Origin of the sequence: Exiguobacterium sp. RIT341 (genome assembly GCF_000632205.1) — a bacterium.
Classification (GTDB): domain Bacteria; phylum Bacillota; class Bacilli; order Exiguobacteriales; family Exiguobacteriaceae; genus Exiguobacterium_A.
Window position 1 is genome coordinate 98,337 of record NZ_JFYW01000010.1, and the last position, 23,506, is coordinate 121,842.

21 protein-coding genes are annotated in these 23,506 nt (G+C 44.4%); 10 read left to right on the forward strand and 11 right to left on the reverse strand.

Going from position 1 to position 23,506, the window contains the following annotated elements; all coding sequences use genetic code 11:
• Positions 1 to 8: 8 nt before the first annotated feature.
• Positions 9 to 1,028 (forward strand): DUF916 and DUF3324 domain-containing protein, encoded by a 1,020-nt coding sequence (locus BW42_RS12885; RefSeq protein ID WP_035411880.1) that lies wholly within the window; start codon positions 9 to 11, stop codon positions 1,026 to 1,028.
• 38 nt (positions 1,029 to 1,066) lie between these two features.
• On the opposite strand, the gene pepT is transcribed toward BW42_RS12885, so the two are convergent.
• On the reverse strand, positions 1,067 to 2,302 hold the full coding sequence (gene pepT / locus BW42_RS12890; protein ID WP_035411883.1) for a peptidase T: 1,236 nt from the start codon (positions 2,300 to 2,302) through the stop codon (positions 1,067 to 1,069).
• 109 nt (positions 2,303 to 2,411) lie between these two features.
• Between pepT and BW42_RS12895 the strand changes: the two genes are divergently transcribed.
• On the forward strand, positions 2,412 to 3,404 hold the full coding sequence (locus BW42_RS12895; RefSeq protein ID WP_035411886.1) for a zinc-binding dehydrogenase: 993 nt from the start codon (positions 2,412 to 2,414) through the stop codon (positions 3,402 to 3,404).
• 89 nt (positions 3,405 to 3,493) lie between these two features.
• Here the strand turns inward: BW42_RS12895 and BW42_RS12900 are convergent, their stop codons facing one another.
• Positions 3,494 to 4,678, reverse strand: coding sequence for a class I SAM-dependent rRNA methyltransferase (locus tag BW42_RS12900; RefSeq protein ID WP_035411889.1), 1,185 nt, complete (start codon positions 4,676 to 4,678; stop codon positions 3,494 to 3,496).
• A 186-nt stretch (positions 4,679 to 4,864) separates the two neighbouring features.
• Here BW42_RS12900 and BW42_RS12905 point away from each other — a divergent pair, with 186 nt between their 5' ends.
• Positions 4,865 to 5,269: a (deoxy)nucleoside triphosphate pyrophosphohydrolase gene (locus BW42_RS12905; RefSeq protein ID WP_035411892.1), complete on the forward strand. Its 405-nt coding sequence runs from the start codon at positions 4,865 to 4,867 to the stop codon at positions 5,267 to 5,269.
• Here BW42_RS12905 and BW42_RS12910 read toward each other — a convergent pair.
• From BW42_RS12910 to BW42_RS12930, 5 genes are all read right to left on the reverse strand, one after another.
• Entirely contained in the window at positions 5,244 to 8,408 is a 3,165-nt protein-coding gene (locus tag BW42_RS12910; RefSeq protein ID WP_052019149.1) for a DUF3427 domain-containing protein, read from the reverse strand. The genes BW42_RS12905 and BW42_RS12910 overlap by 26 nt on opposite strands.
• A gap of 126 nt (positions 8,409 to 8,534) precedes the next feature.
• Entirely contained in the window at positions 8,535 to 8,987 is a 453-nt protein-coding gene (locus BW42_RS12915) for an OsmC family protein (RefSeq protein ID WP_155960205.1), read from the reverse strand.
• Positions 8,988 to 9,067: 80 nt separating this feature from the next.
• Positions 9,068 to 10,000: an aldo/keto reductase gene (locus BW42_RS12920; RefSeq protein ID WP_035411898.1), complete on the reverse strand. Its 933-nt coding sequence runs from the start codon at positions 9,998 to 10,000 to the stop codon at positions 9,068 to 9,070.
• 13 nt (positions 10,001 to 10,013) lie between these two features.
• Positions 10,014 to 10,904, reverse strand: a complete 891-nt coding sequence (locus tag BW42_RS12925) for an aldo/keto reductase (protein WP_035411901.1) — start codon at positions 10,902 to 10,904, stop codon at positions 10,014 to 10,016.
• 86 nt (positions 10,905 to 10,990) lie between these two features.
• Complete coding sequence (locus BW42_RS12930) at positions 10,991 to 11,476, reverse strand: cupin domain-containing protein (RefSeq protein ID WP_035411904.1); 486 nt, start codon at positions 11,474 to 11,476, stop codon at positions 10,991 to 10,993.
• Between the two features lie 156 nt (positions 11,477 to 11,632).
• On the opposite strand from BW42_RS12930, the gene BW42_RS12935 reads away from it, so the two are divergent.
• The 3 genes from BW42_RS12935 to BW42_RS12945 all read left to right on the forward strand — a co-directional run bounded on the left by BW42_RS12935 (position 11,633) and on the right by BW42_RS12945 (position 14,477).
• Positions 11,633 to 11,914, forward strand: a complete 282-nt coding sequence (locus BW42_RS12935) for a putative quinol monooxygenase (RefSeq protein ID WP_035411908.1) — start codon at positions 11,633 to 11,635, stop codon at positions 11,912 to 11,914.
• A 238-nt stretch (positions 11,915 to 12,152) separates the two neighbouring features.
• On the forward strand, positions 12,153 to 13,556 hold the full coding sequence (locus BW42_RS12940) for a YfcC family protein (protein ID WP_035411911.1): 1,404 nt from the start codon (positions 12,153 to 12,155) through the stop codon (positions 13,554 to 13,556).
• A gap of 99 nt (positions 13,557 to 13,655) precedes the next feature.
• Positions 13,656 to 14,477 (forward strand): DUF1028 domain-containing protein, encoded by an 822-nt coding sequence (locus BW42_RS12945; protein WP_035411914.1) that lies wholly within the window; start codon positions 13,656 to 13,658, stop codon positions 14,475 to 14,477.
• A gap of 39 nt (positions 14,478 to 14,516) precedes the next feature.
• Here BW42_RS12945 and BW42_RS12950 read toward each other — a convergent pair whose 3' ends face one another.
• On the reverse strand, positions 14,517 to 16,154 hold the full coding sequence (locus BW42_RS12950) for a glycosyl hydrolase family 28-related protein (protein ID WP_035411917.1): 1,638 nt from the start codon (positions 16,152 to 16,154) through the stop codon (positions 14,517 to 14,519).
• Positions 16,155 to 16,295: 141 nt separating this feature from the next.
• Here BW42_RS12950 and BW42_RS12955 point away from each other — a divergent pair, with 141 nt between their 5' ends.
• From BW42_RS12955 to BW42_RS12970, 4 genes are all read left to right on the forward strand, one after another.
• The gene (locus BW42_RS12955) at positions 16,296 to 17,063 is read left to right on the forward strand and encodes a hypothetical protein (RefSeq protein WP_035411920.1); all 768 of its coding nucleotides are present in this window, start codon (positions 16,296 to 16,298) and stop codon (positions 17,061 to 17,063) included.
• Positions 17,064 to 17,112: 49 nt separating this feature from the next.
• Positions 17,113 to 17,619, forward strand: a complete 507-nt coding sequence (locus BW42_RS12960) for a hypothetical protein (RefSeq protein WP_035411922.1) — start codon at positions 17,113 to 17,115, stop codon at positions 17,617 to 17,619.
• A 254-nt stretch (positions 17,620 to 17,873) separates the two neighbouring features.
• Positions 17,874 to 18,857, forward strand: coding sequence for a YhdH/YhfP family quinone oxidoreductase (locus BW42_RS12965; protein WP_035411925.1), 984 nt, complete (start codon positions 17,874 to 17,876; stop codon positions 18,855 to 18,857).
• 67 nt (positions 18,858 to 18,924) lie between these two features.
• On the forward strand, positions 18,925 to 19,785 hold the full coding sequence (locus BW42_RS12970; RefSeq protein WP_035411928.1) for a hypothetical protein: 861 nt from the start codon (positions 18,925 to 18,927) through the stop codon (positions 19,783 to 19,785).
• 107 nt (positions 19,786 to 19,892) lie between these two features.
• On the opposite strand, the gene BW42_RS12975 is transcribed toward BW42_RS12970, so the two are convergent.
• The 3 genes from BW42_RS12975 to BW42_RS12985 form a co-directional block, all read right to left on the reverse strand.
• On the reverse strand, positions 19,893 to 21,389 hold the full coding sequence (locus BW42_RS12975; protein WP_035411931.1) for a M4 family metallopeptidase: 1,497 nt from the start codon (positions 21,387 to 21,389) through the stop codon (positions 19,893 to 19,895).
• Positions 21,390 to 21,562: 173 nt separating this feature from the next.
• The gene (locus BW42_RS12980) at positions 21,563 to 21,994 is read right to left on the reverse strand and encodes a GyrI-like domain-containing protein (protein ID WP_035411934.1); all 432 of its coding nucleotides are present in this window, start codon (positions 21,992 to 21,994) and stop codon (positions 21,563 to 21,565) included.
• A 19-nt stretch (positions 21,995 to 22,013) separates the two neighbouring features.
• Complete coding sequence (locus BW42_RS12985; RefSeq protein ID WP_035411937.1) at positions 22,014 to 23,501, reverse strand: HD domain-containing phosphohydrolase; 1,488 nt, start codon at positions 23,499 to 23,501, stop codon at positions 22,014 to 22,016.
• Between the last annotated feature and the right edge of the window lie 5 nt (positions 23,502 to 23,506).

A 23,506-nucleotide genomic window follows, 5' to 3' on the forward strand; every position in this document is an offset into this window, starting at 1 on the left:
AGAAAAAGATGAAACGATGGGGAATCAGTTGTCTTGCTATACTACTTTATGGATTGTTATTCTGCGTCATACCTTCGACTAGTTTTGCGGAAGATCGTGTCAATTTTTCGATTGAAGCCGTTCCGAATACCTATCAAGTCGATTCGGGTGTCTCGTACTTTGATTTACGTATGACAGCGAAACAAAAAACGAATATTCAAGTTCGAATTTTCAATCACGGACCGGAGGATAATACGTTTTTGACATCAATCCGGAATGCGACGACGAACGATAATGGTTTGATTGTTTACGATCAAAAGAAACCTGTCCCGTTAGCTCCGACTTCCTTGACGGACCTCATCCAACCGAATACAAAATCGACGTTCATCAAAGGAGGCGAATCGAAAGTCGTTTCTTTACCACTTGAGATTGTGAACGATTTAGACGGTACCTTGTTAGCTGGTGTTCGGGTAGAGAAGAAACCAGAAAAAGAAACAGCTGAAAAAAATACAATCGGTATTCAAAATCGTCACTCTTACATCATCGGTTTGAAAGTCCGATCTTCGATTAAAGAACTAGCGCCCGAGATTACGTACGAAGGGGTAGAGGCGAAATCGTCTTTTTCTAGACCGACCGTCTTCGTTAAGCTAGCCAATCAGGTACCGACGATCAGTCAGCCCATGAAGTTCGAAGCCATCGTCACGCAAGGTAAAAAAGTTGTCGTTCGTAAAAAGATGGAAGTTCGATTTGCTCCATCGATTTACATGAGAACACCGATTGAAACGACGGGAATCTTAAAACCAGGTACGTATCACATTAATATCCGTGTTGAAGGAGAAGAAAAGACGTGGAAGTGGAAAGACAGCTTTAAAATCACGAAGCGCCAAGCAGATCGGATGAAAGAACAGATGCCCGAGCGAGAGATTGAGGAAAATTCCAACTCCTTCGTCGGTGAATGGTCAAAGGAACTCATGATTGCCTCGACGTTGATTATCTTTTTGTTGATTGGTTATATCTATCGTTTGAAAAAACAACAACGGCAGACGTGAAAAAAGCAGATTCTCAGCGCTGAGAATCTGCTTTTTGATTAGTGCGAAGCTTGTTCAAAACCTTGAGCAATGGCAATGATGACTTGTGTTGCTTTCACCATGTTATCCACAGAGATGAACTCGAACTTGCCATGATAGTTCTCACCGCCGGTAAAAATGTTCGGTGTCGGAAGTCCCATGTATGAGAGTTGTGATCCATCTGTTCCACCACGAATCGGTTTAACGATTGGCGTAATATCAAGCGACTCCATCGCTGCATGAGCAATATCAACGATGTGCATGTGGGGCTCAATTTTTTCACGCATGTTGTAGTACTGATCGTGTAAGTCGATTTCCACACTACCAGCACCATACTTTTTGTTCCACTCATCGACAAGGGCAGACAAGAAGTGTTTCCGTCCCTCGAAGGCTTCACGATCAAAATCACGAATGATGTAGTCGAGCGTCGTTTTTTCGACCGAACCGTCAAATGAAATCAGATGGAAGAATCCTTCAAAACCATCCGTGAATTCAGGAGACTCTTCTCCGGGAAGACGATCGTGGAACGCCATCGCATGTTTCTGCGAATTGACCATCTTATCTTTTGCTGTTCCCGGATGGACATTTGTTCCGTGGAAGACGATTTTAGCCGCCGCCGCATTAAAGCTCTCGTATTCAAGCTCACCAAGCGGACCGCCGTCGACCGTATAAGCATACGTGGCATCGAACGCTTCGACATTAAAGTGATGTGGTCCACGACCAATCTCTTCGTCAGGTGTGAAGGCAACACGAATGCGACCATGCTTAATTTCCGGATGTGAAATCAAATGATGCATGGCTGTCATGATTTCTGCGATTCCGGCTTTATTATCGGCTCCGAGTAATGTCGTCCCATCTGTCGTCATCAAGGTGTGACCGACGTAGTTGTGCAGTGCAGGAAAATCAGTTGGCGATAGAATGACGGACGGCACTTCACTTAACGTGATGGGATTTCCGTCATACGCTTCCACGAGTTGTGGACGGACATTCGTACCTGTGAAGTCTGTCGCTGTATCGAGATGAGCGAGAAAACCGATTGTTGGAATGTCTGCGTCTGTATTGGCAGGTAATGTCGCCATGACATAACCATTATCATCAACGGTGACTTCTTCCATGCCAATTGTCTTTAATTCTTCTACGAGCAAACGAGCTAGTGTCCATTGCCCTTCTGTCGTTGGAACAGTCATACTCTCATAGTTCGACTGTGTATCGACTTTCACGTATGTAGTTAGACGATCAATCAATTCTTGTTTCAAATCAAAAACGTCCCTTCTCGTCATAAGATATCTTCATCATAGCATGAACGACTAATGTGAGAGAATTCTGAATCATGATAGAATAATATTGAAAAAGGGGGAATTCTTCATGAGAGCATTCGTAGTCGATCAGTACGGAAAAAATGCATCACTTACAGAAAAAGACGTCACACCCGAAAAAGCGGGGAAGTACGAATTACGGGTTCAAATCGAGGGGTCAAGCATCAATCCACTTGATACGAAGATGTTTTTCGGACATGTGGCGGCGGCTTCAACGACTGGAATTCTCCAGGGTGATGTAACGGGGAAAGTGATTGAAATCGGGGAGGGTGTGACGTCTTTTTCTGTCGGCGATCGCATCGTCGCATTCGGCGGTGGACTTGGAAAACGCGCCGGTGCGTTAGCGGAAGAAATGCTTGTGCCTGAACAAATGGCAGTCTTACGACCGGAAGGGGTATCGGCTGAGGTTGCTGGTTGTTTACCGGTGATTGGATTGACGGCAATGGAAATTTTAAAAGAGCGAATCGCGATTACCCCAGGAATCCGCGTATATGTAGCAGGCGGAACGGGTGGAGTGGGACATCTTACCGTTCAACTGGCTCGTCATTATGGTTGTGACGTTACAGCGAGCGCCTCTTCTGACGAGAAGGCAGCTTGGCTGGAAGCAAAAGGGATTCGCATTCACCGGTACAAGGAAGAATCAGCTGAAACATTGCTCAAACGACTCGATCTGGATGGATTCGACGTCATCATTGATACAGTGGGTGGTGACCATTTACAAGAATCGTTCATACTCGCAAAAGAGCGGGGACGCATCATTTCGATCGCGACACGGACGACACAAGATTTAACGATGATGCATAGTAAAGCCTTGTCACTCGAAGCTGTGTTCGTCGCGCTCCCGTTGCTAAAAGGAAAAGTAGAGGAGATGAAGCAACAGCAACATCACTTAGCAGAACTCATTCGTTTAGTGGAAGAAGGAGTGATTGAAATACGGATTGAAGAGCAGATTCCCTATGAACGCGATGCGTTAAACGATCTCTATCAACGATTTGATCAAACATCACACTTTGGTAAAGTGAGTGTATATCCAACCCATTAAAAATGATTCTCCATTCATTTTACATTTCCTGTTAAAATATAAAAAATCCGTTACTGAAAAATTCAGTAGCGGATTTTTTAGATAACACGTCATTTACGGCGAACAAGAATACTTTTTGGATTGAGTTGTGGCATGGAAGGAGGAGTCGGGAAATCTTTCTGCTCCGGCTGCTCCCATACGACTTCAAATTTTTGACGCAACTTGTTGAACGCCTGCTCCACAGCTTTTTTCAATTGTGACGCATCAAGAGCGGGACTATCTGTCGTAATCGCAAGCAGTCCTCCGCGATTCGTCAAATGAATGACTTTTTGGATCCAAAGAGCGAGATCCTGTTCGGTCCGAAACTGACGTGTTCGTGTATTGACTTGTACGGGCGGATGGAACAAGACGACGTCAAAACGAGTCTTCTTATCCGCTTGTTCGATGTAGTCGAACGCATCCTGAACTAAAATCTTCTGTTTCTCAGGAGTAAAACTGTTCAACACAAGATTATCTTTTGTCTTATTTCGACTACGTGTCGAGAAATCAACGCTTGTCGTTTGAGTAGCCTCACCATAAAGGGCAGCTACCGTTAATGTTCCTGTATCAGAAAAGAGATTAAGTACGGTTTTTCGTTCGACGGAATCGAGAAGGATTCGGCGAAGTTCACGTTGGGCAATGTCAAAACCAGTCCGCATACCAGCATCCAAGTCATACTCATACAACACACCGTATTCTTGTGCGACTTCAGGAAAATCGCCTCGTTCCCCTTTCAAAAAGTCGTCGCCTTTGACGGGTTGAAGATCGACGAGGAAATCTCGTTTTTCATAAATGCTTCTGTAATTCAGTAGTGATTCAAGAGCTTCAAGAATCAATGGACGGAATGTATAGATGCCTTCATTTTCGAATGTAATAAGGTAATGATGATCGTAACAATCAATTGTCAAACCACCGATACCATCTCCTGCACCGTTAAAAATACGGAAGGCTTCTGAATACTCTTCAAAAAATTCGTTTCGTTTGTCTAATGCTTGTTCAAAAAGTTGTTTGAAGAAGTCGACATCAATCGCTTTTTGCTCGTCCATTGAGAGAGTCCAACCGACACCTTTTTCTTGCTTGCCAAAATAACCAGTCGCGAGGTATTCTTTATGTTCTGTCATCAGATGGAGCAGTCCGCCTGCCTCTTTGACATGTTGTAAGGCTTCGAACATTTCCTTGCGTAACGCGGGATACCCGCTTCGAATCGATTCAATCCATTCTGGTTTGACAACGATCGGATAAAGTTCACGAGACATGTAAGTTTCCTCATTTCTACTTGTGGATAAGTGGCATAATTATACCATAAATGGAGTTATCCACATGTGGATAACTGGTATATAAATAAAACCGCTATTCTTTGCATAAGTCAAAGGAATAACGGTTTTTGTTATGATAAGCAGAGAACTAAAAAATCTATAATGATTTGGAGTGAAACATAAAAAATGAAAAAACAAGTTCAAGTTGTAGGTGCTGTCATTCGCAACGATCATAATGAAATATTATGTGCACTTCGTAGTAGCCAAATGTCATTGCCCAACTTATGGGAGTTTCCTGGTGGAAAAATTGAGTTACATGAAACGCCCTCACAGTCGTTAGTTCGTGAAATCAATGAAGAATTAAAATGTAATATTAAGGTCAAGCAACCAATCGAAAAAACGACTTACGAGTACGATGCTATTATTGTTACATTGCATACGTTTGAAGCTGAAATCGTAACAGGAGAACCGATTGCCGTAGAACATGCAGAGCTTCGCTGGGTGGCTGTTTCAGACCTTGATCAGCTTGAATGGGCTCCTGCCGATATTCCTGCAGTTGAGTACATTAAGAAAGAGTTTGCCACTCCTTAAACAGTTCAATTGATAGTGGAGAATGAAGTGACCAAGTCACACTAATCGGTTTAGAACCTGTACTTTGAAGATGCTTTAACTGGCCAAAGTATGTGAACGGTAGCGTTTTTCCTTGTTCTTTATCTGCTTTACGCATAAACAAATGAATACGAATTCCTTCGCTCTCATGGTTTTGATATAAAGTACCCGCTTTACCTGTAGCAGTTGCATTACTTTGAGACTGCCAATGGAAACGATATTGATCTAAAAAATAATCGTTATATTTCAGTTGCTCATCAATGGCTTCATCTTTGTGTAAATTCACAAATAAAATGTAGTCGTTACCAGCTTGAGCTACACCTTCACGCCAAGAACCTTCCTGACTTGGTGAACATAGAAGACGTTGGATAACAGAACGATTGTATGTTTGATGTAATAGAAACGCCTGGTCTTCGATCAACCAATTAATTCGATCTGGTAGTTGATGAAATGCAAGTAGACCTGCTTGGATAAAATGCATCATATATGAACGCAATTCAGTTGATTGTTGAAGTGCTTGGACGACTGTATTTGAAAAGCGATAGTGCTCTTCTGATACAGCATCTAGTAATTGAATACGATCATTTTTTAACGCAGTAGACCAGCGTTTAAAAAGATGATGAATAATAGGGCGCTTTGAAAAAGAATGATTCGTCGATAAGGCAAATTCTTTGAAAACTTCTTGTTCAATATCTTGTACTGAAGCAGAAGGATGACGCAGTAACTGTTTTAAAATCAGTAAGCTGAAAGGCTCACGAATTGGGAATAGTCCTTCGAGCTGTTCAACAATTTTGCGTGTAGTATCATCTTGCAGTAAACGTAGTTCTTCATCGGTAGCATGTTTTTCAAGTTGTTTAAGACGTAATGTACTTCTCCATTGCTGAACAATACTCTCAATAGCTGGTGCGTCTTTGTGCGTAACTAAATCATTTAAACTCGGAGGATTTCCGATCATACGTGTCAATCGTTGATAACTTTCACGAAGCTGTTTGCTAGCTGAAAACTCTATTTTTTTCATTTGTTCAATAATAAATCTTTCTGTAATTGAATCCAGAATAGCTAAAGATCCTTCGGGTAGAATCGGAAAATGTTGTTTTACAGCAGTAGCAATTTTATAACGATCAATAGAATGAAACGATTGTTGACCAGCTAACACAAGTGGTGCAACAAAAGCTTTTTGACTATTTCCGATAAAATCTAAAATCGTAACAAATTCTTTTGAGCTGTGTTTACGTAAGCCTCGACCCAATTGTTGAATAAAAATAGTAGGGGATTCCGTTGGACGTAAAAATAGCATTAGATTGACTTTTGGAATATCGACTCCTTCGTTAAACAAGTCAACGGTAAAAATATATTGCAGTGGGTCTTGATCATCCTCTAGTCGGCGAATGGCTTCTTCGCGTGCTTCTTCGGACTGTTTACTTGTAACAGCCATTGCTTCAATCTGATGTCGTTTAAATTCCTTCTCCATAAACTCTGCATGATTGATATTGACACAGAATCCTAATCCAACAGCCTGATTACCACTGAACCCAAATTTACGAATCATTTCAACAATATAATCTGTTCGCGTTGAGCGTTCGAGTGCAACAACCAGATCCTGTTCTACATAAAAGCCGTTTTGTTGAGGAATAAGAGAATAATCAATCGATTCATCATCTTGAATGCCAAAATAATGGAATGGTGAAAGTAAATCTTGTGCTAAGGCATCATACAGACGAACTTCGTAAGCAATATTATAGTCAACAAGCTGGAAGATATTTTGACCATCCATACGCTCTGGTGTTGCTGTTACTCCAAGCAAAAATTGAGGCGTAAAATAGTCAAGAATGTTTTGGTAAGAAGCAGATGAAGCGTGATGGAATTCATCAATAATGATGTAGTCAAACGCATCCCGTAAAAATTGATTAAGGTGAACCTCTTTTGAAAGTGTTTGAACGGTAGCAAAGGTAAATTGTGCATCTTGAATTTGTTGTGATCCTGAATATCTACCAAATGTATAATTTTCATTTGAAAAAACTTGTTTAAATGTATGCTCAGCTTGTGATAGTAATTTTCCACGATGTGCAACAAATAATACTTTTTTAGCCTGAGTTTGACGGACATCAAATGCTGCTAAATACGTTTTTCCAGTTCCAGTTGCCGCAATGACCATTGCTTTTGTTTCTTTTCGCTCGCGTAAACGATCGAGTTCTTCTAAAGCCGGAATCTGCATGAGGTTCGGTTCAATAACGTTGTAATCGACAGCGGGTTCGGCAATTGTATCGCGGATAGAAAATGATTTTATAGGTGGTGTTTCTTGTTGGTACTGTTCGTATTGAAGTAATAATTCTTCTGTACAAATAGTCGCTTCTGGGCTGTTCCAAAGTTGTTCAAATAAGTTTTTCGCTTGAGTGACTAATGTTGTGACGGGTGTAGAAGGTATACGAATATTCCATTCCATACCGTGCGTTAAAGCCGACTTTGATAAATTAGAGGACCCAACAATAGCACTATCCAACTGATCAGGACGAGAAAATAAATAGGCTTTCGGATGGAACGCATGATTTTTTTTTATCGGTTCATAAATTTTTACTTCAATATTTCTGAATTCCATCAACTGTCGGATAGCCTTCGCTTCTGTAATATTCATATAAAATGAAGTCAAAATGCGGATTGATTTGCTTTGAGCTTCTGCTTCCTTCAAAGCTGGGACAAGCGTCTGTACTCCAGAATGACGTGTAAAACTCACCATCCAATCGGCAGCAGATGCTGTCCATAATTCTTGACTAATATGATGCAATAACTGTTCTTGTTCCAGTTGGCCAGGAGCAATGAGTTCCCAAGCACGCAAAGAATTTTTATATTGTGTAGGTAAAGCATGTGTTGTGCTAGTAGTGAGTTCACGATGAAGTGGCAAGTCGATCAGAGGTTGATTTAAATGCATGAGCCATTCATTGACCGTTTCAACCATTTGATCAGGTTTATCTTGTTTTTGGAAATGGTCTAAAGATTGATACAGTACTTGATTGAGGTGTGTAAGTAATTCTGTTGTGTAGTCATGTGCTGGTACAGATACACTTATTGCATCGGATTGTGAGTTAGTTTCAGTTGAAGAACGTAATGTTTCATAATAAGACATGGTTATCCTCCGAATAATAGTAAATGGTATTTAAAATGATTAAATCATCAATAATATACCAATAAGTAGATAAATAAAGTAAAAAATCATCGTTCAACTAAAAAGTTAAACGATGATTTTTGTTTGTTAATTTGAGATTCTCTCTACCACAGCCTCAAGCGATACTTTGACATTACCAGCCAGTGCCCGCGTAATCATACACGAACCTTCTGCTTTTTCAGCGAGACGTTGCGCCTTCTCCACATCACGATCCGACAGATCGGCTGGTAATAAGAGTTTCGGACGATGAATGATCGCATCGTATGTGAAGACGCCGTTCGTGACATCAACGATGCCTTCAGATTCCATCGTTAAGGAGACTTTGGGGATATTACTACGCTCAAGCATTGCGGCAAGCGTGATGATATAGCATGTAGCAGCTGCCCCAAGCAACATCTCATCTGGATTCGTGCCAACCCCTGGACCATCCATAGCGTCCGGAATTGAAATTTTTGTTTTTAACTCACCTGTCTCGATCTGACCGACATCATTGCGATTTCCCGGCCAGTCTGCAGTTAAATGAAAATGGTGCTTCATGATCAATCGCCTCCATGCCTCCATCATACGAAGTTCAGCATGATTTTTCGCCTATTCTGCTCATGTGCATAAGAAGAGAACGATCAGCTAAAAATTTGGTCGATTTTTTCGATATCCTCTTGCGATAACTGAACGTCTAACGTACGCAACGTATCTGTCACCTGATCCGGGCGTTTCGCACCAGGAATGATAGCATCGATGCCATCTTGTGCCAAATACCAGGCGAGTACGACGTGTGCGACTTCCGCATCGTGTGCGTCTGCGATCGGACGCAGTTGATCGACTTTTGCGAGGTTTTGTTCAAAGACGTCTTTTTGGAACAACGGGTCGTTTTTTCGTAAATCATCAAACGTCGTCTCTTTCGTATATTTCCCTGCCAATAATCCAGCGGCGAGTGGGAAGTACGGAACGAAGGACATGCCGTTCTCAACGATGTATGGAAGTAACTCTTTTTCTGCATCCCGTTTAAACAGATTGTATTCTCCTTGATAGACGTCGACATGTCCGTCCTTGTTCGCTTCCTTCAGTTGTTCGAGTGAAAAATTCGAGACACCAATCGCGCGAATCTTTCCTTCTTTTTTCAGTTCAGCAAGTGCAGCGACGGCTTCATCCTTCGGTGTCGATTCATCTGGGAAATGGATGTAATATAAATCGATATAGTCTGTTTTAAGACGTTTTAAACTATCTTCGACCGATTGACGGAGAAAGTCAGGTGAGTTGTTCATGACGACGTTTCCGTCAACGAACTGATGCGCACCTTTCGTCGCGAGGACGACATCTTCTCGAGCGACCGTGTCGTGCCAGACTTCACCGACGAGTTCCTCCGAACGTTCTGGTCCGTAGATGAAAGCTGTGTCGAGGAAATTGATCCCTTGCTGTAACGCGACACGAACGAGATCGCGTCCGGCTTGCTCATCAAGATTTGGATACAAGTTGTGTCCACCGACAGCATTCGTACCGAGACCGATTGGGTGAACGAATAGGTTAGATTGACCGAGTTGAACATGTTTTGTCATGAAAATGACCTCCTTAAACGATATCGAGTGGTTCTTTTTTTGTTGGTGCTGGGAACGCTTGATCAAGTGCAGCTAGCTCTTCTTTTGTTAAATTCAAAAGTGCGGCGTGACCGTTGGCTTCGACATGATGTGCTTGTCCTGCTTTAGGAATTGCGATGACGTCACCTTCACGCATCGCCCAAGCAAGTAAGATCTGTGCCGGTTCAACACCATGTGTCTCAGCGAGTTCCTCGACGGTCGGATGATTCAGGAGTTGATCACGCAGTGAACCACCTTCAGCTAGTGGGCAATACGCCATTACTGGAATACCATGTTCGCGTAGTAACGGGAGCAGTTCATACTCAATTCCGCGTGAGCCGAGGTGATAGAGTACCTGATTGACAGCACACTGATCACCGTTCGGTAATGCTAACATTTCTTTCATGTCTGATACGTCAAAGTTCGATACACCCCAACGGCGAATCTTGCCTTCTTGTTTTAAGGCTTCCAGTCCTTCAACGGTTTTCTTAAGTGGAATGTCGCCACGCCAGTGAAGAAGATAGAGATCAAGATAATCCGTACCGAGACGTTCAAGCGATTTGGAACAAGCTTTTTTTAACGCTTCCCCACCAGCGTGATGCGGATAGACTTTCGAGACAAGAAAGACTTCTTCGCGTCGATCAGCGATCGCGTCACGAATTAATTCTTCAGAAGCACCTTCCCCGTACATTTCTGCCGTATCGATGAGTTCCATCCCGCTGTCGAGACCGACGCGGAGTGCTTCGATTTCAGCTTCATGTTTCTCCGATTCTTCTCCCATCCGCCATGTGCCTTGTCCAAGTGCCCGAACGTGCGTCTGATCGGGAAACGTCACTGTTTTTTGCTTTAATGCAGCAAGTATTAGCGTCTTTTCTGTTGCGTTCATCGAATTCCTCCTTTAAGTAGAGAGACAATAGTAGGGTTTACCACGCGAACTCTGAACAAAAACGTCTTCTTCAAGAGAAAGAGACGTCACCAATGCTCAAATAAGGGACCATGATCGCCGAGGACGGGATCTTTTTTGGGACGCATTACCTGGCGGATACGCTGAAGGTTTTCCGGGCGTTCACTTGTTTGCCCGGTCAACGTATCGTAGTCTTGACCATTCGGATAGGCACCGATCACACGGAAGTGTCGACTTGTATCAAGCGCTTTGTGTCCTGTGCCTGCAGGAAGTAAGAGAACGTCTCCACTCGTCAAGGTGAAGGTCTTACCGAGTGGACCACCGAGTTGGACAGTCGCATGTCCTTCGAGGATACCAATCACTTCATGGGCGATGCTATGATAATGATGAAAATCAAAAATGCCATCTACCCAGCTATTGCGCCAGTCATGTGAATGGAAAGTCTGTTCGATGCGTGACGGTTCTTCAAATGCATGCCGATAAATCAACACCGGAAAATTAGGGTTATTCGGAATATGTCCGTCATCCTCAAAGTAAAATACCTCAACACGCATCTTCGTTGCTCCCTTCTCTGATGTGGTACAAAGTAATAATTCCCTCTATAAATACCCGTAATTAAATATCATCAATCGTCCGAGCATCTTTATGGCGTAACGAATCGGGAGGTGCTACGATGCTTAAGTTAACGAAATTACAAAGGAGGCTTTCCGATGATCGCCATCGAAGCAAAGTTAGAAGTACAACCCGCAAAACGAGAAGAATTTTTAGCAGCAACTAAAACATTAGTAGAAGGATCGCGTGCTGAAGCTGGAAACATCAGCTACGATCTGTTCCAAAGTACAGAAGACGAAAATGTCTTCATGATGATTGAAAAATGGGAAGACCAAGCTGCGATCGAAGCTCATAACACAAGTGCTCATTTCGGACAATTCGTTGCATTTGCTCAAACAGCTCTTGCTAAACCATTGGACGTTCAATCATTCCAAGCATAATGAAACGAGTTAGAAGCGAATGTAACACATAAGGAAGGTATTCTAGGTTTTGTTGATCTAGGATATCTTTCTTTTTTGTTTTATACAACGCGCTCCTTCGCTAGTTTATCTTCAGATGAAGATTTGATTAAAAATGTTCCACTTTTCTTTTACAATCACATAACATTTCATTAAAACTGTTAGTTTTTCCCTGAATAGGGCATTATTCTTATAAAGACACGAAAAGGAGGCCTTTATCATGAATGATCGAACAGATGCCACACAGTCGAAGCAATCATTCTTCAAGATGCCTCATACATATGCCATCATCATGGCGATTCTCATTATTTCAGTCATCTTGACGTACACGCTTCCAGCAGGACAATTCGACCGTGAAAAACAGGATGGTCAGACCGTCGTTATCGATGGTACCTATCGCGCGGTGGAGTCTGCACCCGTCAATTTCTTTGGTTTATTCGAAGCGATCCCGAAAGGAATGGAAGCAGGCGCTGCGATCATCTTTTACATTTTCTTAGTCGGTGGTGTCTTTGGCATCATTCGTCAAACGGGTGCCATTGAAGCGGGAATCAATCAATTGATTCGTCGGTTTGGTCAAAAGGGACACATCATGATTCCGATGACGATGTTCGTCTTTTCGATTGCCGGAGCAACAATCGGGATGGCAGAGGAAACAATTATCTTTGTACCGATTGGTATCATGCTCGCGCGTGCACTCGGTTATGACGCGATGACAGGAGCTGCAATCGTTAGTTTAGGAGCGGCGGTTGGTTTTGCTGGCGGGATGCTGAATCCGTTTACGGTAGGTGTTGCTCAATCGATCGCGGAAGTTCCACTCTTTAGCGGTCTTGGTTATCGAACCGCCGTTTATATCGTTTTCTTAGTCGTAACGATTCTTTATGTCATGACTTACGCACGGAAAGTCAAACAGGATCCAACGCGTAGCCTCGTTTATGATCTCGAACAACGTCGTGCGGAAGAAGCAGCAACGACGATTTCACGCTTTTCGAAACGTCATGCTTTTGTTTTACTGATTTTGATCGGTGGAATCACGCTCAACGTCATCGGAATTTTCGAGTGGGGCTGGTATTTGACGGAACTGACAGCCTCGTTCTTGATCATTGGACTGATTGCTGGGATCATCACACTCGGTGTGAACGGTACTTTTGAGAGTCTGATTGACGGGGCGAAAGCTGTGACGTTCGGTGCATTGATCGTTGGCTTTGCCCGTGCCATTGTCGTCATTCTTGAAGAAGGTCGTGTCATTGACACGGTCATTTACGGCTTATCGAATGCCGTAGGACATTTACCAACGTTCTTCGCCGTCATCGGAATGTACATCGTACAACTGATCACGAATTTCTTCATTCCATCAGGGAGCGGGCAAGCCGCGACAACGATGCCAATCATGGCACCTTTATCTGACTTATTCGGTATCGAGCGTCAAGTAGCTGTTTTAGCATTTCAATACGGAGATGGATTGACGAACATGATTTTTCCGACAAGTGCGCATTTGATGGCGTTTCTTGCGATCGCAGGTATTCCGTATGAGCAATGGTTACGTTTCGTCTGGAAACTCTTCGCGATTTGGATTGCTTTAGCATGTGCCGCCTTATTACTTGCTGTGACGCTCGGTATTCAATGAAGTCGACCTTTCGGACATCTGTCCGGAAGGTTTTTATGTTGCAGGAATCGGGAAGCGTTATCAGGAACGGGTAGAGAAGTGACTAAAGGGGGAACTGAAGTGACATATTCAATCGTTGGTTATTGCGAAAAAGAACAAGCGTGGGGTGTTGCTGTCCAATCAAAATTTTTAGCTGTTGGGAGTGCTGTTCCGTTTGCGAAAGCGGGAGTAGGTGCTGTAGCGACACAATCATTTGCAAATACGACGTATGGCCCTGAAGGGTTGCAGATGATCGAACAAGGCGCTTCAGCGGATGAAGTGCTCCGTCGATTAACGGAAGCGGATGAAGGGCGAGCAGATCGTCAAGTCGGAATCATCGATGCGCAGGGCAAAAGTGCGACTTTTACGGGAGAGAGATGTAACGACTGGGCAGGCGGAATTGCGGGGAAACATTTTGCGGCGCAAGGGAATATTCTTGTAGATGGCAATACGGTCAAAGAGATGGCACGTGTCTTTGAATCGACGCAAGGGCCACTCGCAGAACGGCTGTTGCGTGCGTTGGCTGCGGGGCAAGCAGCAGGCGGGGACTCGCGTGGGATGCAATCAGCAGCACTGCTCGTCGTCAAGGAAGGTGGCGGGTACGGTGGATTCAACGATCGCTATATTGATCTACGTGTTGATGATCACCCGAATCCAATTGAAGAACTCGAACGCATCTATCAATTGCACACACTTTACCTACAACCGAGTAAGCCGGAAGAAATCAAGCCCATCGATGATGCGTTAGAGTCGGAGTTGATGGATAAATTATTGACACTTGGCTATCGCGGTGATTTCGAAGAAGCGCTCCGGACATATCTGCATACGGAAAACTTTGAGATGCGCGAACAAGCGGATCGTGCGATTGATACACGTGTCCTCGCATACATTCGATCCCAATGAAAACGACAGGATGGACCAAAGTCCATCCTGTCGTTTTGTTCATGCTTGCGTCGACTGAGCACGAATCGGTACTTTAAATCCGGTCGCGATGAACCGTTCCATTTCCGGTTCCGATTTAGCATTCAAGCCAACCGTCCCATCTCCTTTTAGTGCCACATTCGTTAACTTGACGCGATTGATGTCAGGACCGATCGTAATCCCGTGTTTGGCAGAATCCTCGATCCGGATATCCCGAAGGCGTACATCCTCAGCTCCATTTTCTCCACCAAAGATTTGGATATCCGTTTTCGCTTGTCGGAATCCGCTCATCTTCAACTGACTGATCGTAACGTTGCGTGCCTTATATTGTATTCCGATCATTGGCTGTTCTTGGTAGTCATAATACGGATCACCGAGCACCGTGAAATCATGAATAACGACATTACGATAAGCGGAAACGACGAGTGCGCGCGGTTTTGAATTCGCATAGAGCTCCGTATATTGAGGAGTCTGAGCAATCAAGCGTGTTGCGATGATATTGTAAGCCGTCTGAGACGTTGGATCACTTGCTTGATGATGCCCGATATGGCGAAAATTAAAGGCACGGTGGTCATCAATTGATAAATGACCAACGATTTTAACGGTTGAGGCAGCAGAAGAGGTCGCATGCGCCTTGATTTCAAGTCCACCGAAGCAACGACTTGATGCGTTATTGAATAACCAGACATCGCGTGACCCATCATCGATTTCAATCCCGTTCGAATTGGAAAAACCTTCTGCATGGGCACGTCCACTTGGGTCATGCATAAAGCAGTTCGAGATGAAGAGATGGTCACTATGATGTGTCGTGATCCCGTCGTCTCCGAACCCGTAACCGGTTAATCCATCGAACCAGATGAATGAACTACTTAAGTTCGCTCGAGCACCGTCCCCGTTGTAATTGTAATACGGTGTCGAGATATCAAAACAATGGAGTCCTGGATTGACAGCTTCGACATCAAAGACCCAACCATAAGTGACATGTGCGTATGTGAGACAACTGGAGTGATTGCCCCATGTGCTACTTTTCTTTGCGTCACCGATTCGTTTGATGTTCCAATCAAGCGTCATTTTCTCAACAAGCAGGTGATGATTGCCAAGGAGATAATTTTGGTTCGTTACAAGACGTCGTCCTTTAGGTACGTCATCGTGCATCTTTATAATCGTTTTCCCTTTGCCAGCTCCCGTTAAAATCGTATAACTAGGTAAACGAATTCCTCGAACGATGTACGTACCGGCTGGAACATGGACTTGTCGATGTCCATCACCGAGCGCTTCGATGAACGCTTGTGTATCATCTGTCTGTCCATCACCGACCGCACCATAGGAAGTGATATCAACGATTTCGACTTCACTGATCAAACGTTCGAACTCATGATTGAGCCGCCCGAACCAACTCGGTCGAATCTCATCGTGTGGCGTTACGAAAGCTGGTGTCAGCGGTAAAATATGTTTATCACGGTTTGTCAAAAATAACGGTGAGATCATCGAACGAAGTGTTCGACTGAGGTTAGGATCACGTCGTGGTGCAATAAATGTACTATCGTGTAATAGTTGTTCTGCTTGTCGAACAGCCTGTTCGTTGCTTGATGTTTCAACGTATTCTTGAATCAGCGCCGCATTTTGATACGGATCATGCGTGTGATCGAGTTTCAACATGAAATAGTTCTCCTCTCTGAATAGGTCTGTCTACCTTTTCCCCTCTAATTGAACAATCATTCCTTGTTTCATAACATCCATAAAAATACACTAAAATTATAAATTTGGATTATAATGGATTTATAAAAAGGAGGGCTTTTGATGTCACTTCGCAAACGACTCGTAATTGGTATCGGATTGATTTTGCTGATATTAGGGATCAGTAAGCCGCTGACGGAAGCGGCTTTTCAAGCATTGAAGCCACAAGCGATAAAGATGTCAGGAGTCGAAACGAACGGATCGTGTAAACCGAACTGCAAGAACAACGGCAAGCTGTTAAACATTCCATTTCTTTCGTGGTTGCCTAAAAAGCAGACGAAGAATGATGAAGATTTACGTGTTTGGGACACGAATGAAAAGCCCAAAAAGCAGAAAGACCTCAAACCGAAAAAGAATAAGCTCATCGTTGTAGGGGTTGAAAATGCTAAGCGAGGTATGAATGAAAAAGGGGAATCGTCCTCATCGATGTTACTGATGAGTCTGATTGTTCTACCTCTATTCATCATAAGCTATATCGTTTGGCGGAAACGTCGAAAGACCAAGAAACAGGATGAGGACTCGATCAGAACTGACACCCCGTTACAGTCCTTAGACAACGACTTTGTTATAAAAGAGAACTCGATCGAGCTACCAGATGCCTGGATTCGTAAACAACTCATCCAGTTCAATCAGATACTCCCGACCCGCTTACGGCGACATGATACAGAAACACTTCAGGAATGGTGCCTGCGTATCGGATTCCAACCGTCACATGTCCTAATAAAAGCCTATCTCTTAGAACGCTATACAGACCGAGCTACTACGATATCGGAGATGGACAAGCAAACGATTCAGGGGGAATTCGGAGCCTTCGTCCATCAGTTTGATTGAAACCTTTTGAAAGGAATGACGTAAATGGAATAGGAAAGGGGAGTTGATGATGTACCTAGCAGATGCCGTGAAATTAAAGAGTATTCTGAGGAAACAGCTTGATCAGCTGATTGAAGAAATGGAGCGCGTAGCGTTCATTGATTTAGAAAAGGGAGAAGCACTCCCCGCACAACAAGGCCGGAGCTTAACCGACGTCGAAGCCGCCATGGACATCGTGCGTCATGATATGCGAGTCTTGGATCGTCTCGTCTACGCGGCGAATCTAGAAACTGTCATCGTGACGGATGAAGGAGAAATGCCGCTCGTCGAAGCAATCGAGTGGGCGACCCAATTGCGGGCAAAGGCACAAAATTATCAGATGCTCGCAAGTCGACCAAAACGCGAGTTCCAATACGGATTTGAAGGGACGACGATCATTCGTCATGCCTTATTCGATCCAGATGCCTATCGCTTAAAAGCGGAGGAAGTGGAACGGCAAGCACACAAAGTATCGAATGCGATCAATGCCGCGAACTATCAAACGACAATTGACTTTGATGGTGGACGTTATATGTAACTCCTTGACGTGGTGAGACTCCACGTCAAGGAGAGGGGACGGACCTCAATTTTCCTCTGTGGAGAAGAGATGGCGATGGCAAACCGATGACCATGAACCATTGACAGGCTGACCTGTTACCTTTGACCACCTATGGAACGCTGATGTTTTTTCCGTCCCCGATCCCTGTCGTTTCTTTGAGAAACGACAGGGATTTTTAGTGTGTCGATGGAAACAACAGGGTATAGAGAAGCACAAGAGAAAGGAGAGACATCATGAAACACACTTTTTCAGCATTCGTCGTACGAGAGGTGGATGGGAACTATGAAGGGAAGGTTGAGGCGAAACAAGTCGATGATTTACCGGAAGGAGACGTCTTAATTCGTGTCACGCATTCCTGTGTCAATTATAAGGATGCCTTATCGATGTCGGGTAATCGAGGGGTGACGAAATCCTATCCGCACACACCAGGCGTTGACGCAGCAGGATATATCGAACAAACGACAGATGAACGGTTTCAAACCGGTCAAGCGGTCGTCGTCAATGGCTTTGATTTTGGAATGAATACCTCTGGCGGATTTCAAGAATACATACGCGTACCAGCCGATTGGGTGACGCCACTTCCAGAATCCATTCGCCCATTAGAAGCGATGCGACATGGAACGGCAGGATTGACAGCAGCGCAATCAGTCGATGAACTATCACGAATTGTCTCAAAGGAGACAGGACCCATCCTTGTGACTGGAGCGACAGGAGGTGTCGGTACGATTGCGATCGCCTTACTGATTCGATTAGGCTATACAGTACACGCCGTAACCGGGAAACGAGTAGAACAAGAACGATTACTTAAAAAAGGTGTGGCGGAGGTATTAGACCGCACTACGTTCTTAGAAGAAACAGACCGTCCATTAAAAAAAGGAACGTATGCAGGTGTCATTGATACGGTAGGGGGTCCATTGCTCGCATCCGTCATTCGCTTCGTACAGTATGGTGGTGTCGTGACGACGTGTGGTAACGTCGGTGGGGCAGAGATGACACTGACAGTCTATCCCTTCATCCTGCGTGGCGTTCGCTTGATCGGAATCGATGCGGTACAAACACCGATTGCATATCGAGAGATCTTATGGCAACGGCTGGCGGATGAGTGGCGCGTCGATCTTGAACCAGAAGTCGACGTCAAAACACTGAACGACTTACCTAAAATCGCAGAAGCTCTGCTGACTTCTCGTCACCGTGGTCGAACTGTCATCGAAATTTAAATATTTCGAGTAAACATTGGTGGTATAGTGGGGAAAAACTGTGTCGACTTTTCAGGAGGAACCATACATGAGTGAACACCAACAAGAACGACAGTCTCGACAAGAACGACGGAAACAGAAACGCAATCGCCGAGGGATTGCGTTTGGCGGTATTTTAGCAACGCTATTCATCGTAGGTGGCTGGTTGTATATGTTGACGAATAACGATGCCTCTCAAGCAACATCGACGCTTGAGAAGCCGAAAACGACGGATCAAGCAACGAAAAACGAAAAGTCGAAGAAAGAGACAGCCTCGACAAAGGATCCAAAAGAAGCGAAAAAAGAGAAGAAGAAATCAAAGAAAAAGGTGGCAGAGTATGCGCAAGCAGCTTGGGTGACACGTCCGTTCGCGAACGTCTATCGCGATGCAAGCCGAAGTAGTGTCATCTATAAAGCAGATTTAGGTGATGTCTATGAGGTATTGGATGCAAAAGACGGAATGGTCCACTTGAAACTCAATGATAGTATCGAAGGGTATTTGCCTGAGACCGATGTCCGATTAGAAGCACCAAAAGGAACATCAGATAAAGCAGTCCTTACGGCACTCTCGCAAGCAGTTGCCAACCAACCGATTGATAAGCCGGAGCAGTATCTCGGAAAACCAATTGCTGACTTCGAAGCAAAATATGGTGCTGTTGGTAATACGCAACAGGACGCGGTCAATACGTATTACTTCTCGAACGCCGGATACCTGCTCGTCGTCTCGGACGGAATCATTGAAGCGATCGACTGGACGAATGCCTCAACGAACGCCTTGTCAACGCTCGGTGAACCCGTCGTCGATACGAACTATGGTACGTGGTACGAGGGAGAATCCTTACAACTAAAAGTGTTCCCGGACAACGGAAAGATGCGTCTGCGTCTTGCGCGTGATCCTGGACAAGAATGAATGAACAGCGGATTCGCTTCAAGCGAATCCGTCTTTTTTTTGCGCAAAAAACCTCCCGAGTCCGACACTCGGGAGGAAATATGAAAATCCTTTGGGAGGAGATTTTCTTAGTAGACGCCTACTGCATCAAATGATTTCGCTGCAGCTGTTGCTTCTGCACTTGTTGAACCATAAAGGTCTTTTGCCGATTGAACGACTGCTGCACGGAGTGAGCTGAAGTTCGAGTTCGGAGTCAAATAAACAGTGAGAGCACGGTAGTAGATCGCACCGAGTTTCGGTACACCGACACCTGTGACAGTTACGCCTGTGTGTGTTCCACCGTTACCGAGGAGGTAAGCGGCTTTGTTGACGATACCAGAGTTCGTGTGGACACCACCGTTATCTTGTGTACCTGTGTAACGTTTAGAGTAGTGATCTGGATCACCGTAAGCAGCTGGGTTCGACATCGAACGGAGTGCATCACCGCTGACACCAGGCGTGTAGATGTCTTCTCCTACGAGCCAGTCGAAGTTCGATCCAACAGAGTACTCAGCTACTGTACCCATGATATCAGAAACGGCTTCGTTGATCGCGCCTGACTCGTTTTGGTAAACGAGACCAGCTGAATATTCTGTGACAGCGTGTGTCAATTCGTGCGCAACGACGTCAAGTGCACCTGAGAGGTACGTGAATGTTGAACCGTCTCCGTCACCGTAGACCATTTTCGTTCCATCCCAGAATGCGTTGTTGTAGCTCGTCGAATAGTGAACAGTTGAGTTCAAGCGTGCACCGGCATTGTCATAACTGTTGCGACCATATGTGTTCTTATAGAAGTCATATGTTTTGGCAGCATTGACGTGTGCACTGACCGCAGCGCGGTCATATGTCGCGTTGAAGACGTTATCTGCATCAGCCCAGAGTGTTCCCGGAAGTGAGGTCCGGTTTTTCGCATCGTATGTGTAGATCCCTTTACCGCGTGTCGTATCTTGCAGATAGTATTTCCCAGCACTCAACGTCGTGTTGAATGTGACACTACGTCCGAGAACGTCCGTGCCTGTTGCGTGAGCGAGTTGGTCGAACTTGTTAAGTACTTTACCTGAGTTTGCATCAATGAAATATGTCCAGCGTGATGGTTCTTTACCAGCGAGGACCGTCGATGTCACTTTATACGCATAGACTGCATCATTTTTAACAGGATAGATGACGAGTTCTGCTTTTGGAGCGACTTCGAATTCAGAAGCCTTGATTGCTTTTTGGTATAACTTGATTGCTTTCTTTTCAGAAAGAGTTGCTTTTTTCGCGAGACCTGGTTTTCCTTTGACGTTGATCGCATCGTTTACGATTGCTTTCAAAGTACCGTCTTTCGCGACGTTCCCGACGACGACACTACCAAAGACAGGGACGCCATCCACTTCTTGTTGGAGACGTACGATCTGCGAAGATCCGTCTTTTTCGACATTCTGAACAGCAAAGTCACCTTTTTTGTTCACGAAATCTTTAACGATTGTTGCAGCTGGTTCTGACGAAGCTTTCGTGAGTTTACCAGCTTGAAGACCTTCTGCACCTACGACCGTAGGAACGACAAGTACACTTGCGACAAGCGATGTAGCGAGAAACTTTTTCAAAATAAATCGCCTCCTTGTTTGGGTTGAGTCTAACTATGCCAAAGAATTAAGAAAGCGAGAATAAGTCATTCGAATTAAATCGAATTTTCTGAATATAGTCCGTAGTACCTGTACTGAATTATTAAGTATGAAAGATATTTCAACGCAAAAAAAGAACCATTCAAGCGAATGGTTCAACGAATCCGTTGGTAGAGATGGTGGACATCATCTCGTGTCTCATCAATCTTAAAGTCATGAGGATCAAGTTCAATCCCTTGTTTAGAGGCAAAACGTTGAATTTTTTCGAAGGACTTCCAAATTTCGATATCAGGTCCTTCATGTTTCCAAAAAATATAACGTGCAGCAGGAATACGGTGACCTTTCATTCCTTTTGGAATATCGTCGAGTGACGAGACCGGATACCCGACACATTGCGAGTATTTGGTTCCGTTTCGTTCGAGTGAGATATCGAGCGGATAGCTATCTGGTTTTGCAGGAATCTCATGTGAGCGTCTTGAAAATTCACGCCAGAGTTCTGGCATCAACGTATGCAATTCGTTTTCTTCACATGTTAGTCCAAGACCAACAAAATAAAATTCATGACGTTCCACGATTTTAGGATGCATGAGAAACTCCTTTCCGTACTTACGACACGTCTTCAATCGGCGAACGTTTCAAGTCTAGAAAAAGACGCGTAAAGGTGGCGTCCCATTGTGTACCCATGCCCTCTTCTAAAATGGATAAAGCTTTTTCCACTGGCATTCCCTTACGATAAGGACGGTCAGATGTCATCGCATCGTAGGCATCAGCAATCGCCATGATCCGACCGAAGAGTGGGATGTCCTCTCCTGCGAGTCCTTCCGGATACCCCTTTCCGTCATAGCGTTCGTGATGGTACTTTACCCCAGGAAGAATTGGTTGTAACGTCTTTGGAAGCTGAACTTGCGATAGAATGTGCACACCGATGACGGGGTGTTGCTGAATGATTTGAAATTCTTCGTCAGTCAGGCGACCTTCTTTTAATAACACATCGTCACGAATGCCGATTTTTCCGATATCGTGCAACAAAGCTGATTTGCGTAACAGCTCGATTTGTTCATACGGCAGGTTGGCAGCCGTAGCGATTTCCACTGAATAAGCAGCGACACGAAGCGAGTGTCCTGCCGTATAAGGATCCCGGGCATCAAGTGTTGCGGCAAATAACGTAAACAGACTGTCCAGCAATTGCTCATTCTGTTCATCGCGTTTTTTGATTCCTTCCATCATCAGGTTAAAACCAGAGACGAGGTGCGAGAATTCATCAGAATACGGATTCGGTAACGAGACGAGACGATTGTTTTCGACATCTTGAATACCTTGTTGAAGAATCGCAATCGGTTTTCGGATGTTCTCATAAAGAAGAAGACTACAAAACGTCGCAACGGACAAGATGACGATTAAAATAAGCGTCGACCAGCTCCAATAAGAGCGGAGGCTTTCATTTTCTGTTAACTGAACGGCTGAGGCGAGCACGAACAGCATGATCGGAAAAACACCGATAATCAATGTGCTGATCAGCATTTTTTGCTTTAACGTGACGACCGTCGTTTTTCTTGGAACATCAAAGCCATGTTCGAAGGCATACTTCTCTAACGTGAGGAGCATATGCTCCGTAACGCGGTAGGTTAGAAAAAATTCAATCAGACCGTGTAAAATCGCGACGAGGACAGCACCAAAACAGGCGAGACCAATCAAGTAGTACGGCATCTTTAACCACTCTTGAGAGATTGCGAGTGCTGTCAGGAGTGATGCGGGAACTGAGAGACCTAAGAAGTGTGGTCCCATGATGCGTTGAACAGTCAGAACCGGAAAGTGATGGGTCGTTTGATAAGCCTCTTGGAAAGAGGCGAGTGAAGGAATCTCGTTTTGGAAGAAGCGTCGTAAGGCACCGATGTGCCGAGAATAAATCATATATTCTAGTAAGAACATCAGACTGACAGATAAACCCATGATACCCATTAAAATCAACTGTTCATTCCTCGTGAAGGTAAGGGTCTCAAAAATAAACAGACACCCGACGCCGAACACCGCGATGAATGAACCGAGCAGATAGTTTCTTAGTAAGTGGCGTTCAAAACGTTGTAAAGCGCTCATTGTAT

What these genes read in the sequence shown, in the direction of transcription:
- BW42_RS12885 (WP_035411880.1), top strand. Translation starts at nt 9, where the DNA reads ATGAAACGATGGGGAATCAGTTGTCTTGCTATACTACTTTATGGATTG.
- BW42_RS12895 (WP_035411886.1), top strand. Translation starts at nt 2,412, where the DNA reads ATGAGAGCATTCGTAGTCGATCAGTACGGAAAAAATGCATCACTTACA.
- BW42_RS12900 (WP_035411889.1), bottom strand. Translation starts at nt 4,678, where the DNA reads ATGTCTCGTGAACTTTATCCGATCGTTGTCAAACCAGAATGGATTGAA.
- BW42_RS12905 (WP_035411892.1), top strand. Translation starts at nt 4,865, where the DNA reads ATGAAAAAACAAGTTCAAGTTGTAGGTGCTGTCATTCGCAACGATCAT.
- BW42_RS12910 (WP_052019149.1), bottom strand. Translation starts at nt 8,408, where the DNA reads ATGTCTTATTATGAAACATTACGTTCTTCAACTGAAACTAACTCACAA.
- BW42_RS12920 (WP_035411898.1), bottom strand. Translation starts at nt 10,000, where the DNA reads ATGACAAAACATGTTCAACTCGGTCAATCTAACCTATTCGTTCACCCA.
- BW42_RS12925 (WP_035411901.1), bottom strand. Translation starts at nt 10,904, where the DNA reads ATGAACGCAACAGAAAAGACGCTAATACTTGCTGCATTAAAGCAAAAA.
- BW42_RS12930 (WP_035411904.1), bottom strand. Translation starts at nt 11,476, where the DNA reads ATGCGTGTTGAGGTATTTTACTTTGAGGATGACGGACATATTCCGAAT.
- BW42_RS12935 (WP_035411908.1), top strand. Translation starts at nt 11,633, where the DNA reads ATGATCGCCATCGAAGCAAAGTTAGAAGTACAACCCGCAAAACGAGAA.
- BW42_RS12940 (WP_035411911.1), top strand. Translation starts at nt 12,153, where the DNA reads ATGAATGATCGAACAGATGCCACACAGTCGAAGCAATCATTCTTCAAG.
- BW42_RS12950 (WP_035411917.1), bottom strand. Translation starts at nt 16,154, where the DNA reads ATGTTGAAACTCGATCACACGCATGATCCGTATCAAAATGCGGCGCTG.
- BW42_RS12955 (WP_035411920.1), top strand. Translation starts at nt 16,296, where the DNA reads ATGTCACTTCGCAAACGACTCGTAATTGGTATCGGATTGATTTTGCTG.
- BW42_RS12960 (WP_035411922.1), top strand. Translation starts at nt 17,113, where the DNA reads ATGTACCTAGCAGATGCCGTGAAATTAAAGAGTATTCTGAGGAAACAG.
- BW42_RS12965 (WP_035411925.1), top strand. Translation starts at nt 17,874, where the DNA reads ATGAAACACACTTTTTCAGCATTCGTCGTACGAGAGGTGGATGGGAAC.
- BW42_RS12970 (WP_035411928.1), top strand. Translation starts at nt 18,925, where the DNA reads ATGAGTGAACACCAACAAGAACGACAGTCTCGACAAGAACGACGGAAA.
- BW42_RS12980 (WP_035411934.1), bottom strand. Translation starts at nt 21,994, where the DNA reads ATGCATCCTAAAATCGTGGAACGTCATGAATTTTATTTTGTTGGTCTT.
- BW42_RS12985 (WP_035411937.1), bottom strand. Translation starts at nt 23,501, where the DNA reads ATGAGCGCTTTACAACGTTTTGAACGCCACTTACTAAGAAACTATCTG.